This window comes from Rhizobium sp. BK060 (assembly GCF_014193145.1).
Taxonomy (GTDB): Bacteria; Pseudomonadota; Alphaproteobacteria; order Rhizobiales; family Rhizobiaceae; genus Rhizobium.
The window spans coordinates 116,676-130,009 of sequence record NZ_JACHYW010000004.1 but is presented as its reverse complement, the minus strand read 5'-3'; the positions used below and the strand labels follow the sequence as shown (position 1 = coordinate 130,009).

Genomic DNA, 13,334 nt, shown 5'->3' with positions numbered 1-13,334 from the left:
CATGACGATTGATTTTTCGCCCTTCATCCCTTTGCCGCTCCTGGCGGGGCTGGCGCTCATTGTGCTCCTGACCGCAGCCTTCGCCATCTGGCGCCGCGTGCGGGGCGCCTGGATCCGCTCGATCGCAGCCCTTGCTTTGCTGGCCGCCCTTGCCAACCCACTCTTGCTGCAGGAAGATCGCGAACAGCTGTCGACCGTCGTGCCGGTCATCGTGGACCGCAGCCAGAGCCAGCAGACGCCTGAACGCATCAAGATGACCGACGATGCCCTGGCGCAGCTGAAGGATCGCCTCGCTCACTTCCCCAATATCGAACCGCGCTACGTGGATGCGACGGAACCGGAAGGTTCCGACGCTCCCTCGACGCGACTGTTCAATGCGCTTTCCGCCGCTGTCGCGGACGTGCCGCCGGCCCGCATCGGCGGCGCGATCATGCTGACGGACGGCGAAGTCCACGACGTTCCCGGCGTCAATCAGGCACTCGGCTTCGACGCCCCGATCCACGGCCTGATCACGGGCAAAGCCAACGAATTCGACCGCCGCATCGAAGTCGTCAAGGCGCCGCGTTTCGGCATCGTCAACGAGGAGCAGCAGTTGATGCTGCGCGTCTTCGACGATGGGCCGAGCCCCGGCGGCACGGCCAACGTCACGGTGAAGCTCAACGGCAACGAGATCGCGACGCTCCAGGCCACGCCGGGCCGCGACACGCCGTTTTCGTTCAAGGTCGAGCGCGGCGGCAGCAACGTTCTCGAATTTTCGGTCGCGAACCTTCCGGGCGAAGTCACGGACGCGAACAACCGCGCAGTCGACTTGATTGACGGCATCCGCGAGAACCTGCGTGTTCTGCTCGTCTCCGGCGAGCCGCATGCTGGCGAACGCGCGTGGCGCAACCTCCTCAAATCGGATGCGTCGGTAGATCTCGTCCATTTTACCATTCTGCGCCCGCCCGAAAAGCAGGACGGCACGCCGATCAATGAGCTGTCGCTGATCGCCTTCCCGACCCGCGAGCTATTCGTCGACAAGATCAAGGACTTCGACCTCATCATCTTCGACCGCTACCAGCATCGTGGCGTGCTGCCGATCCTCTACTACGACTACATCGCCCAGTATGTGGAAAATGGCGGCGCCCTGCTGATCGCGGCCGGCCCCGAACATGCCGGCCAGGATTCGATCGCGCTGACGCCCCTGTCGTCCGTGCTGCCGGCCGCTCCGACCGGCCAGATGATCGAGAAAGCTTTCTATCCCAGGCTTTCGGAAGAAGGTCGCAAGCACCCGGTTACCCGCGGCCTCGATGGTTCCGCCGACGAGCCGCCGCATTGGGGCCGCTGGTTCCGCAGCGTCGACGTCGAGCCGCCGCAGGGCCAGACGGTAATGGTTGGCGCCGACAACCATCCGCTGCTTGTTCTCAATCGCGCCGGACAGGGCCGCGTCGCCATGCTTCTGTCCGATCAAGGCTGGCTGTGGGCTCGTGGCTTCGAGGGCGGCGGTCCGCATGTGTCGCTCTACCGCCGCGTCGCCCATTGGCTGATGAAGGAGCCTGCCCTGGAGGAGGAGGCCCTGACAGCGCGCGCATCCGGCCGCACGCTGGAGATTACGCGCCAAACCATTGGCGCGGCCCCAGGCAACGCAACGGTACGCTATCCCTCGGGAAGGACCGAAACTCTTCCCCTGACACAAGCCGAGCCCGGCCTCTTCAAGGCCGAGAAGAAGATGGACGAGATCGGCCTTTTCGAAATCCGAAATGGCGACATGACGACACTCGCGCATGTCGGCGCGGTCGATGCTCCTGAATTCAAGGCAATGATATCGACGACCGAAGCGCTGAAGCCTGTTGCCGACAAGACCAAGGGCCTCGTTACCCGCCTGTCCGATACTAGCGGCGCGATCAGCATTCCGCCGATCCTGCCGGTTCGCGGCCAGATCCGCGTTGCAGACGACGATCGCATGCAAATCCATCTCACCAACGAAACGGTGCTGAAGGGCATCAACACCCTGCCGCTGTTTGCCGGTTTCGCCGGTGTCGGCATCCTGCTACTCGCCTTTGGCGCCATGTGGTGGCGTGAAGGACGTTAGCCGCATGGCCGGGTTCGAGGTGACTGGCTCGCCCTCTGCCGATGACCTTGCGACGATCGGCGACGCGCTCTCGGCCTTCAATCTCCATGACGTCGGCCCTTCCGAACGCCAGCCGCTCGCCGTCCTCATTCGCGATACCGATGGAAACGTCACCGGCGGCCTCTCGGGCTACACTGCCTGGGGCTGGCTCTTCACTCAGTTGCTGTATGTGCCCGATAAGGAACGCGGCAAGGGCATCGCCGGCAAGATTCTTGCCTTGGCCGAGAAAGAGGCTGCGGCCCGTGGTTGCCACGGCGCCTGGATCGATACCTTTAATCCCCAGGCACTTCGAGCCTATCAGCGGCAGGGTTACGAAATATTCGGCGAGGTGCCGGAATTCCCCAAAGGGCGCATACGCACATTCTTGCGCAAGCGCCTGTAGATAGATGCTTCGCCATCCGAAGACGGCGAAGCGGAGGTCATTCACCCTTCAGACGGCGATCTTTCCACCGCCGATCTTGGTGATTGCGACGACAGCCGGACGAACCGGCATGTCGTCCTTGAAATCCGGCCAGCGGGTTGAGAGATCCTCATAGTAGGACGGACGGCCGTGACCAGACCAGTCGTCGCCGCCGTCGCCTGGATGCTGCACGGCCACGAATGCTGTCTGGTCGTCGGGCAGGAAGAGCGGACCACAGAGCTCGGCACCCACAGGAACACGGTAGAAGAGCTTGGACGTTGCGCGCGCCTCGCCCTCGGTGTCGACGGCCCAGAGGCCGTCGGTGCGGCCTGTCGCCTTGTTGTTGTTGCCGTCGGTCGCGACCCAGAGGCGGCCGGCGGCATCGATGGAACAGTTGTCCGGCATGCCGAACCAGCCATTCTTCGTCGTTTCGGTCGAGAAGGACGCCCCGACATCGGCGACGGCAGGATCGCCACACTTCAACAGCACTTCCCACTTGCCCGAGGTTGCCCCGAAGGCACCGCCATCCTCGCTGATCTCGATGATATGGCCAAAGGCGTTCTCGGCACGCGGATTGGCGGCGTCCACCTGGTCGGCCTTGCGTTTCGTGTTGTTGGTGAGCATCACATAGACCTTGCCGTTGACGGCATTGGGTTCGATGTCTTCCGGCCGGTCCATCTTCGTCGCGCCGAGCAGGTCCGCCGCGCGGCGGGTCTCGATCAGCACGTCGGCTTGGCTGGCAAAGCCGTTTTCAGCGGTCAGCGAGCCCTGGCCGTGGACGACCGGCAGCCACTGCAGTGTGCCGTCCTCGGCGAACTTGGCGACATAAAGCGTCCCCTCGTCGAGCAGGTTCATGTTGGCAGTGCGATCGTTGGCGTTATAGGTGCCCGCCGTCACGAACTTGTAGACATAGTCGAAGCGTTCGTCGTCGCCGAGGTAGAAGACGACGCGGCCATCCTTGTCGACGATCGAGGCTGCGCCTTCGTGCTTCGTGCGTCCAAGCGCACTGCGCTTCTTCGGGGTCGACGTCGGATCGAGGACATCGACCTCTACGATCCAGCCGAAGCGATTAGGTTCAGTCGGCTCCTTTGCCACATTGAAGCGGTCATAGAAGTTTGCCCACTCATAGGCGCCTTCCGGCACGCCGTAGCGCTTGTAGTTCGCTGTTTCCTTGTGATCGGCAGGCAGTTCGCCGGAGAAATAGCCATGGAAATTTTCCTCGGCCATAATGTAGGTGCCCCAGGGCGTTACGCCGCCAGCGCAGTTGTTGAACGTGCCGATGACCTTGGTGCCGGTGGCATCGGCAGACGTCTTGACGCGCTCATGGCCGGCCACGGGACCGGTCAGCTCCATCTCGGTCGTCGAAGTTACGCGGCGATTGTACTTGCCATCAGGCACGACCTGCCACTTGCCGTCCACTTTTTGGATCTCGACGATCGTGCCGCCGTGAGCCGCCATCTCGATATCCACCTGCTCCTTGGTAAGTGGCGCCTGCTTGATCTTACCTTCGGCGATCGTCACCAGGCCGGGGAACATCAGGTGCGGATTTGTGTATTCGTGATTGACGACGAGGATGCCGTGCTCCGACGAACCTTCGATCGGAATATAGCCGACATAGTCGTTGTTGTAGCCGAACTGCCGGCTCTGCGCCTCCGCCGACTGTTTCTTGGGGTCAAAGGCCGGCGAATCGGAAAACAGCGCATCGCCCCAGCGCAGGAGGATATCGGCGTTGTATCCTTCGGCGACATGGTGATTGGCGTCGACGCCGGCCTCGACTTCCGTGAAGGAGAAGGCCGAACCGCTTGCCGCGCGAGCCTCTTCTGCGCTCAACAGCGCAATTGGGCTGACGGTCGCGGCAATGGCGGAGACGGCGAGCGACCCTTGCAGGAAGCCGCGACGTGAGAAGCGCCGCCCAATGATTTCCCCCATCGTGGGATTGTCGCTGCGGTTATGGCCCTCGCCATCCGCATCCTCGAGCTGGCTGGTCGGAAAGATTTCCTTCTGCGAAATATGTTCGGTCACCGAACTACCCCCATAATATTGACGACATCCGCCTTAGAGCGCTTCCAAAGTCTAGGGACGGCGCATGACAGTCCTGTGATCAACTGAATTTGAAGCGGGGATAGAAATGGATGGGTGCCCGCTAACGCGGGAATCAGCTGAGCGCTGCCTGCCGCGTTTCGGTATCGATCGCCCTCGCGGCAAAGGCCGCCACGACCAGCAGGCCCGCAAAAAGGCCGATGGCCAAACCCAATCCACCTGAGACGACGAATGCCATTAGGGACGGAGCAAGCAGCCCGCCGAGGCGCGCCATCGCACCTGCCGATCCCATACCGGTCGCCCGCGATACAGTGGGGTAGAGCTCCGGAGTATAGGCGTACAGCGCCCCCCACGTCCCGAGCAGCGCGAAGCTCATGATCAGCAGTGACGCGCCGACCAGCATGTCATCAGGAGAAACCACGAAGAGCAGGCACCCAAGCGCGGAGAGCAGGCAGAAACCGATCAGCGTCGGCCTGCGCCCCCAAGCCTCGACGCCATAGGCGGCAAGCGCATAGCCTGGCACCTGCGCGAGTGCGACGAACACCAGGAAGCCGTATCCGCGGACGAAACCGAACCCGTCGCCGGCCAGCTTCGCCGGCATCCAGGTGAAGACGCCGTAGTAGGAAACGGAAACCAGGAACCAGATCGCCAGGATCAATGCGCTTCGGCGACGAAGCTCTTCGGAGAATATCCCTTCCGCCACCTGCGGCGTCGCGACGATCTCGTCGTCGGACGGCAGGGGCGCTTTTTGGTGCAGCGCCAGCATCTTGTCGACAATGGCCTTGGCCTCGCCTGCCCGTCCGGTCCGCAACAGGTAGAGTGGTGATTCAGGAACGAAGAAGCGCAGCGTCAGTCCCAACACTGCCGGCAGCGCCGTGACCGCGAAAATATAGCGCCAAGGATCTGCCACCCCGGCAAGGCTCGCGGCCCAAGCGGCCAGCGCGACGATCAACGTTCCGATCGCCCAGAAACCTTCCAGTGCCACCAGCCACCGACCACGGCTTCTAGCGGGCAGGAACTCGGCCATCATCGCGTAGTCGACCGGCAACGTCCCGCCGACCGCCATGCCGGTCAGCAAGCGCAACACCAGCAGGCTGGTAAAGTCCGGAGCGAAAATTGAAAGCGTGCCGAAGAGTGCGTCACAGGCAACCGTCACGATCAGCACCTGCCGACGCCCCACCTTGTCCGCCAGGCGACCGAAGGCAACGGCACCGATCAGCATGCCGAGAAAGAAAAGGGTGCCGGTCTGCAAGGCTTGCGGAACCGTCAGTCCGAAGGTGGCGGCGATCGATGCCGCCGTGAAGCCGACGGCGAGCACCTGCATTGCATCCGCCGCCCAAACAAGCCCGAAGATGCCGATCAGACGGCGCTGGAAGGCACCCGTCCCGGCGCGATCCAGCGCCTCATCCATGGAAATGCCGCTCATGATCAAGCCCTTCAAGCCACTGAAAGATCACGCAAAGCGCGTCTCGGACATAAGGCTCAATACCGCATGCACCCTATTTCCGCCAGCCGATAGTTCCCTTCAGCCGCGCATGCGCGTCCCCCGCGAGCGGTACAACAAGGACGCGCGCCGGATCGACCGGCCCCGGAAACGTCAGCGCGTTATGAGCAACCTTCTCGAAACCGAGCGGGCAGTAGTAGGGTGGATCGCCGATGAGAATGACCGCCTCCGAACCCGAGCGGCGCGCGGCGTCGATGGCAATCCGGACGAGTTCCCGGCCGATGCCGCGGCCCTTGTGAGACGGCCGCACCGCAAGTGGTCCAAGCAGGTGCCCATTCACCGAGCCGGCCTGGACGGGCGTCATTCGTACCGATGCGATTGTCTCGCCGTCATCGGCGCAAATGAAGGAAAGTGAAAGATCGTGCGGTCCCTGCTCGCGAATGCGGGCTGCCGCGCGCGTATGCCGGCCGGGGCCGAATGCTTCTTCGTTGATGTGTTCGATTGCAGCGTCGTGCGACGCGTCCTCAGTGAGGTAGACCAGATCGTGCTTATGCATGATGAGACGGAAACCGGATAGACAGAATTGATGGATCTCGAGCACGCCCTTCGGCGTTCGGGAGCATCAGCGTCGTCGCAGGTTTCTCGGTGCAAACATCAAATCGGGTTCCAAAATGTGAAATGGCCGATAGCAGGAAAAAATTCGATCGTCCAATGGAATTTGGCGAGAGACCGCACGGGCGTGACGCAGTGTTCAATCTTTACCGCCTGTAAACAAGCAAAAGCTGCGATATGTTCTGACCCAACACAATCTGAAGGATGACAACATGGGCATGCTGGTTGACGGCGTCTGGCATGACGTCTGGTACGATACAAAAGAAACCAAGGGGCACTTCAAGCGCGCCGCTTCCCAGTTTCGCAACTGGATTACGGCCGATGGCGCAGCCGGGCCGTCCGGTACGGGTGGCTTCAAGGCCGAGGCTGACCGCTACCATCTCTATGTTTCGCTGGCGTGCCCCTGGGCGCATCGCACGCTGATCTTCCGCAAGCTCAAGAAGCTCGAGGATCTTATCGGCGTTTCGGTCGTCGATCCGCTCATGCTGTCAAACGGCTGGGAGTTCAAGGTCGGCGACGGTGCGACCGGCGATCATCTCTTCGGTGCCAAGACGCTGTCGGAGGTCTACGTGAAGGCCGATCCGCACTATTGCGGCCGCGTGACTGTCCCGGTCTTGTGGGACAGGAAGACCAATACGATCGTGAACAACGAGTCTTCCGAGATCATCAGGATGTTCAACAGCGCCTTTGATCATCTGACCGGCTCGGCCGTTGATTTCTACCCGCAGGATTTGCGGGCTGACATCGATGAGCTAAATACCGTCGTCTACGACACCGTCAACAACGGCGTCTACAAGGCCGGCTTCGCGACGACACAGGAGGCCTATGGCGAAAATGTCGTCAGGCTCTTCGAGACGCTTGATATGCTGGACGAGCGCCTCGGCAAGGGTCGTTATCTCTTCAGCGATCGGCTGACCGAGGCCGATTGGCGACTGTTCACGACCTTAGTCCGTTTCGATGCCGTCTATGTCGGTCACTTCAAGTGCAATATCCGCCGCATAGACGACTACCCCAATCTGTCGGCCTATCTGCGCGATCTCTACCAGACGCCGGGCGTCAAGGAGACGGTGAACTTCCGCCATATCAAGGACCACTATTACCGCAGCCACAAGACGATCAATCCGACGGGGATTGTGCCCGTCGGCCCGGCGCTCGATCTCGACCATCCGCATGGCCGTGCCCGATTGGCAGCGGCCTAGCCTGTGTTCTACCAGACGTGGGCGGGCTCCTGCTCGCCCGCGAGTTCAGCCAGGCGACGGCGCGTCGCTTCAGTTGTGCCCACTGGCAGATCATCGACCTCAAAGAAGCCGCACTCGACGATTTCCCGGTCCGGTGGCCGGGGTGCCGTCTGCTCCACCTGGGTCTTATAGAAGAGAACATGGTCGCGTCGGCTGGCCGCCGTGTTGAAATAGATGTGGAAGAGCTGAGGCCGGCCGAGAATACGCAGATTCCCTTCCTCGCGAAGTTCCTTGATCAGGGCCTCCTCGGCAGTCTCATTGCGCTCAAGCCCTCCGCCCGGCATATGCCAGCCGGGCACGTAGCTGTGCCGCACGAGGAAGATGCGCCCCGCCGAATCGAAGCAGGCGGCTCGCACACCCATCGTCATTCCGCGCGCGATCGCGAAATAGACATGCACGATGCGCATCAGGACTCGTGATTGCCAGGGGCGGATGGTTCCGGTCACGCTTTTTCCAATTCCATTAATCCGTTCAAGCAGATGTGTTTGAATTGCAGACTTACTGGGCTATGTCTGCTCGCATGTTCAAGCTCGCGCACATCTCCGATATCCATCTCGGCCCGCTCCCTCGCCTTTCCGTCCGCGAGCTCTTCTCCAAACGCATTACCGGCTTTGTGAACTGGCATCGCAACCGGCGCAAGCACCTTTTCGGCAGCACGCTGGATCTGCTGCTGGACGACATACGCGCGAAGCAGGCCGATCATCTGGCGGTCACCGGCGACCTGGTGAACCTCGCAAGCGGCTTGGAGATTCGCGCCGCCGCCGCCTGGCTGAAAGAACTCGGTGACCCCGAGGACAATTCCGTCGTGCCCGGAAACCATGATGCTTACGTTCCCGGCGCCTACGAAAAATCGGTGCGTGCATGGTACGACAACGTGCGCGGCGACCTCGCGCCGCCCGAATGGCAGCAAGATCGCCACGTCTTTCCCTATCTCCGCGTTCGCGGCAAGGTCGCCATCGTCGGCTGCTCGACAGCCGTCGCAACGCCCCCTTTCGCGGCCAGCGGCTTCTTTGGTGAGCGCCAGGCGCGAGACACCGTCAACATGCTGCGCGCGGCTGGCGAAGCCGGCTTGTTTCGGGTCGTGATGATCCACCATCCACCTATTCGTGGCGCAACGTCCTTCCACAAGCGGATGATTGGCATTCGCCGCTTCGGCGCCGTGATCTCCACCGGCGGCGCCGAACTGGTGCTCCACGGCCATACGCATTTGAACACGCTCCACTGGCTGCGCGGCCAGACTGGCCCCGTCCCGGTGGTCGGCATCGCCTCCGCATCGCAGGGACCAGGAGGACTAAAGCCCCGCGCCGCCTACAATCTGTTCTCGATCGACGGCTCTCCGCGTGCCTGGGAACTGACCGGGGAACGCTTCAGCATCAACGCCATGGGCGACGGCGTATGCAGTGAAAGTGTCGATATTTTCAAGGGTTAGCGCCACCTTCGAAATCATCGTCTCGCCAAGTTGATTCAGAAACTGAAGATGACGGTATCTTGAATTCGGAAAGCATCCGAGGCCTTGGCAATTGGCGATTGCCACGTAAACTCGTTGTCTCTGCAGTATCAATTCACGGAGTCATTGCATGCCCATGGCGTTCATCAGTCTTCGCGGTCTGGCTTTGGCCGGCTCGCTTGCCATCGCTGTCTCTTCATCCGCCCTTGCGATCGGTGATGAGAGCGACGAAACCAAGCCGCCGCCAAAGACCGAAACGACGACAAAATGCACTGCCGGCAAGGTCTGGGACGTAAAGCGCAAGGAATGCGTGGTTCCGAAGAAGAATTCGTTCAACGATGACGACCTCTACAAGGCAGCCCGTGAATTTGCCTATGCCGGTCAATATGACAACGCCCTGACCGTGCTTCAGCTTGCCAACAACCAGAACGATCCGCGCATCCTGAACTACCTCGGCTACGCCAACCGCAAGGCGGGTAGAATGGAACTGGGGATGTCGTATTATCGCAAGGCGCTGCAGGCCGACGAGAATTATGTTCTGGCACGGTCATATATGGGCCAAGCTTTGGTGGAACAGGGTGATGTACAGGGAGCGCGCGTCCAGCTCGTCGAGATCCGGGATCGGGGCGGCGAGCAGACCTGGGCCTACCGCTCGCTACTGCAAACATTAAACGGCTACCGCACGTATTGAGGTTGCAGCACCGTTACCAGCGAAGAAAAGCTTTGAGAACCCGTGGGATACGCGGCCGGATGCTTGCGAAGCATCAGGTACTTGTTTCATAAAGGACACAGAAGCGATATAAATCGATCTCCTGCTGGGCGTTCTGCCTGAACGCCCATGCATTACTTGGAAAGACCATGCGTCAACCCGTGACGACCATCGATATCAGACGCGACCTAGTGGGCCTTCTGCCCCGGCTGCGGCGTTTCGCGATGACCCTTGCAGGTGATGCAGCAAGTGCGGACGAACTCGCGCAAGCGGCGTGTGAGCGCGCCATCGCCAGGAGCAACCAATGGAATGGCGAAGGCCGTCTGGAGAGCTGGGTCTACACCCTCGCCCGCCAGCAATGGAGTGACGACCATCGCCGACGCAAGCCGCATGCCGTTTCGAAAACCAATATCACCGATATCCGCGAGGCGAGCCGCGACCGTGCCCCCCTCGTCGATCCTGATGTCATCCACCACATGGTTTCCGAGATGCCCGAAGGCACCTCTAGCGCGTTTCTGCTGGTCATCGTCGAGGGGCATAGCTATCAACAGACGGCTGATATTATGGGTGTCACGATCAACATCGTCGTATCGCAGCTTGCCGCGGCGAGGCTGCATTTCGCCAGCATCGCGGACAATTATTCTCACAGGTACTGAATTGCTCGATTTCAAAAAACTGCCGCTCGATGCTCAGCTAACCGCCCTGCTGGATGGCGAGACGACGCCCGAACAGAAGCAGGAGCTGGAGCAGCGCCTGGCCAACGACGAGGGTGCCAAGCGGCTCTATGACAAGCTGCGACACGGCGCCGACTTCGGAAAGCACCGCCTCGACGATGTTCTCAAGGAACCGGTTCCCCTCGCCCTTGTTCGGTCGATCAAGAGCGCACAGCCCCCGAAGGCTCCGGTTGCCTCGCGCGTTTCGCGGCCCTCGTTTAAGCTTGCGCCAACCGGGCCACAGGCTCTTGCGGCAGCAATCATCCTCTTCATCGCCGGCTGCGGCATCGGTTTTTTCGCCGCCGGCGGCACCAGCACGATGCAATCGGCACCCCCGGCAACGATCGAAGCCGCCGCCGATTCCAGCCAATGGCTGACAGACGTCATCGCCAACCAACGCCTGATCGCTCGCCAGCCGCGTCATATTTTCGAGGTGCCGTCGACGCAGGCGGAGGAAATTTCCACCTGGCTGACCTCAACGGTTGGCGTTGCATTCCGCGTGCCTGACCTGTCGGATCAGGGCTGGACCTTCCAGGGTGCACGCGTCTTCATCGGCGACGGCCGGCCGGTCGGCCAGCTGGTCTACACGAGCTCCGATGGCGATCTGGCTTCCATCTGCTTCCGCAAGGACAGCTTGCCCTCCGAGATCGACGATTTCAAAGAAACGATCAAGGACGAGATCGGGGTGGTTGCCTGGCACAATGCCGGCACGTCCTATGTGCTCGTCGGCCCATCGTCGGAAGCGTCGCTCGGCCAGCTCGCCATGCAGGTTGCGGCATCGATCTGATGTTCGGGTAGGCCGCAACGATGCGGCCGCCCGAATGACGACGCCCAAAAATTCTCGGCACTGTCCAGGAAGGAGTGCAGCGGAATAGTCCGCTGCACCAGAGCGCGGCGCGTCAGGCCTTTCCAGCCTTGACCTCGAGCACGCGGTTTGCGGCAGAGACGATCGCCTCCAGGGATGCACCGACGATGTTCGTGCTGATGCCGGCGCCAAAGAGCTTGCCGCCCGGATAGGAGGTCTCGACGTAGGAGATGGCCGCAGCGTTCGAGCCATGCTGCAGCGAGTGCTCCGAATAGTCCTCGACCGACATGTCGATGCCGAGATAGTGCGAGAGCGCGTTGACGAAGCCGTCGACCGGGCCATTGCCCTTGCCTTCGATGCGCTTCGTCTCGCCGTTGTCGGTGATCTCGGCGGCGACGATGCGCTGCCCCTTGTGCTCCGGATCGGCATAGGTGTGGTGATCGACGAACTTGATGCGGCCTACCGGCTGCGTCACGTAGCGCTCGATGAAACGGTCGTAGATGCGCTTCGACGGCAATTCCTTGCCCTCTTCGTCGGTGATCCGCTGGATGTCTTCGCGGAACTCGACCTGCAGGTTGCGCGGCAGGTTCAGCCCGTAATCCTGCTGCAGGATGTAGGCGATGCCGCCCTTGCCGGACTGCGAGTTGATGCGGATGATCGCCTCGTAGGTACGGCCGACATCCTGCGGATCGATCGGCAGGTAAGGCACTTCCCAAACCGGGTGGTTGGCAACCTTGATCGCCTTCATGCCCTTGTTGATCGCATCCTGGTGCGAGCCGGAGAAAGCCGTGTAGACCAGTTCGCCGACATAAGGGTGGCGCTCGCCGATCGGCATCTGGTTCGAATATTCGAACACTTCCTTCATGCGCACGATATTGGAGCAGTCGATCTCCGGATCGACTCCTTGAGTGAACATGTTCAGCGCCATGGTGACGACGTCGACGTTGCCGGTGCGCTCACCATTGCCGAACAGCGTGCCTTCGACGCGATCTGCACCCGCCAGCAAGGCCAACTCGGCAGCAGCGATACCGGTGCCGCGGTCGTTATGTGGATGCAGCGAAATGATCAGGTTTTCGCGATTGTCGAGATTGCGGCACATCCACTCGATCTGGTCGGCATAGACGTTCGGCGTCGCCATCTCGACCGTGGACGGCAGGTTGATGATCAGCTTATTGTCAGGCGTCGGCTTCATCACCTCGATGACGGCGTTGCAGATATCCAAAGCCACCTCAAGTTCGGTCCCGGTGAAGCTCTCCGGCGAATATTCGAAGCGGTAGCCACCGCCAGCCTTGGCAGCCATGTCGGAAATCATCTTCGCCGCATCGACTGCGATCTGCTTGATGCCCTGGACATCCTTGGCGAACACGACACGACGCTGCAATTCGCTAGTGGAGTTGTAGAAGTGAACGATCGGGCGGTTCGCCCCTTCCAGCGCCTCGAACGTACGGGTAATTAACTCCGGACGGCACTGCACCAGCACCTGCAGCGACACGTCATCAGGTACGTTGCTCTGCTCCACGCACCAGCGCGCGAAGTCGAAATCCGTCTGCGATGCCGATGGGAAACCGATCTCGATTTCCTTAAAACCCATGTCGAGCAGCAACTGGAACATCCGGGCCTTGCGGTCGTGGCCCATCGGGTCGACCAGCGCCTGGTTGCCGTCGCGCAGATCGACCGAGCACCAGATCGGCGCCTTGGTCAGCGTCTTGGACGGCCATGTACGGTCAGGGATGTTCACCTGCGGATAGGCGCGATACTTGATCGCCGCCTCGGGCATGCCTTTGGTTTGGGAGCGGGTGTTCGTGTCCATGTCTTC

12 protein-coding genes are annotated in these 13,334 nt (G+C 61.2%); 7 read left to right on the top strand and 5 right to left on the bottom strand.

What is annotated here, in order from left to right; all coding sequences use genetic code 11:
- Position 1: 1 nt before the first annotated feature.
- On the top strand, positions 2 to 2,071 hold the full coding sequence (locus tag FHT71_RS06095) for a hypothetical protein (protein WP_183719256.1): 2,070 nt from the start codon (positions 2 to 4) through the stop codon (positions 2,069 to 2,071).
- A 4-nt stretch (positions 2,072 to 2,075) separates the two neighbouring features.
- A complete protein-coding gene (locus tag FHT71_RS06090) occupies positions 2,076 to 2,492 on the top strand; it encodes a GNAT family N-acetyltransferase (protein ID WP_183719254.1) in 417 nt (138 codons plus the stop codon).
- A 48-nt stretch (positions 2,493 to 2,540) separates the two neighbouring features.
- Here the strand turns inward: FHT71_RS06090 and FHT71_RS06085 are convergent, their stop codons facing one another.
- From FHT71_RS06085 to FHT71_RS06075, 3 genes are all read right to left on the bottom strand, one after another.
- On the bottom strand, positions 2,541 to 4,532 hold the full coding sequence (locus tag FHT71_RS06085) for a PhoX family phosphatase (RefSeq protein ID WP_183719252.1): 1,992 nt from the start codon (positions 4,530 to 4,532) through the stop codon (positions 2,541 to 2,543).
- Between the two features lie 133 nt (positions 4,533 to 4,665).
- Positions 4,666 to 5,976 carry an MFS transporter gene (locus FHT71_RS06080; protein WP_132588802.1) on the bottom strand — a complete coding sequence of 437 codons (1,311 nt, stop codon included), beginning with the start codon at positions 5,974 to 5,976 and terminating at the stop codon, positions 4,666 to 4,668.
- A 73-nt stretch (positions 5,977 to 6,049) separates the two neighbouring features.
- Entirely contained in the window at positions 6,050 to 6,550 is a 501-nt protein-coding gene (locus FHT71_RS06075; RefSeq protein WP_132588803.1) for an N-acetyltransferase, read from the bottom strand.
- A 268-nt stretch (positions 6,551 to 6,818) separates the two neighbouring features.
- On the opposite strand from FHT71_RS06075, the gene FHT71_RS06070 reads away from it, so the two are divergent.
- Entirely contained in the window at positions 6,819 to 7,805 is a 987-nt protein-coding gene (locus tag FHT71_RS06070; protein WP_132588804.1) for a glutathione S-transferase family protein, read from the top strand.
- An 8-nt stretch (positions 7,806 to 7,813) separates the two neighbouring features.
- On the opposite strand, the gene FHT71_RS06065 is transcribed toward FHT71_RS06070, so the two are convergent.
- Entirely contained in the window at positions 7,814 to 8,251 is a 438-nt protein-coding gene (locus FHT71_RS06065) for an NUDIX domain-containing protein (RefSeq protein ID WP_007789910.1), read from the bottom strand.
- Positions 8,252 to 8,334: 83 nt separating this feature from the next.
- Between FHT71_RS06065 and FHT71_RS06060 the strand changes: the two genes are divergently transcribed.
- The 4 genes from FHT71_RS06060 to FHT71_RS06045 all read left to right on the top strand — a co-directional run bounded on the left by FHT71_RS06060 (position 8,335) and on the right by FHT71_RS06045 (position 11,500).
- Positions 8,335 to 9,273 carry a metallophosphoesterase gene (locus tag FHT71_RS06060; protein ID WP_132588874.1) on the top strand — a complete coding sequence of 313 codons (939 nt, stop codon included), beginning with the start codon at positions 8,335 to 8,337 and terminating at the stop codon, positions 9,271 to 9,273.
- A gap of 148 nt (positions 9,274 to 9,421) precedes the next feature.
- Complete coding sequence (locus tag FHT71_RS06055) at positions 9,422 to 9,982, top strand: hypothetical protein (protein ID WP_007789908.1); 561 nt, start codon at positions 9,422 to 9,424, stop codon at positions 9,980 to 9,982.
- A 167-nt stretch (positions 9,983 to 10,149) separates the two neighbouring features.
- Positions 10,150 to 10,656 (top strand): RNA polymerase sigma factor, encoded by a 507-nt coding sequence (locus tag FHT71_RS06050; protein WP_132588805.1) that lies wholly within the window; start codon positions 10,150 to 10,152, stop codon positions 10,654 to 10,656.
- Between the two features lies 1 nt (position 10,657).
- On the top strand, positions 10,658 to 11,500 hold the full coding sequence (locus FHT71_RS06045) for an anti-sigma factor (RefSeq protein WP_183719250.1): 843 nt from the start codon (positions 10,658 to 10,660) through the stop codon (positions 11,498 to 11,500).
- Between the two features lie 112 nt (positions 11,501 to 11,612).
- Here FHT71_RS06045 and leuA read toward each other — a convergent pair whose 3' ends face one another.
- Entirely contained in the window at positions 11,613 to 13,328 is a 1,716-nt protein-coding gene (gene leuA, locus FHT71_RS06040; RefSeq protein ID WP_007789903.1) for a 2-isopropylmalate synthase, read from the bottom strand.
- Between the last annotated feature and the right edge of the window lie 6 nt (positions 13,329 to 13,334).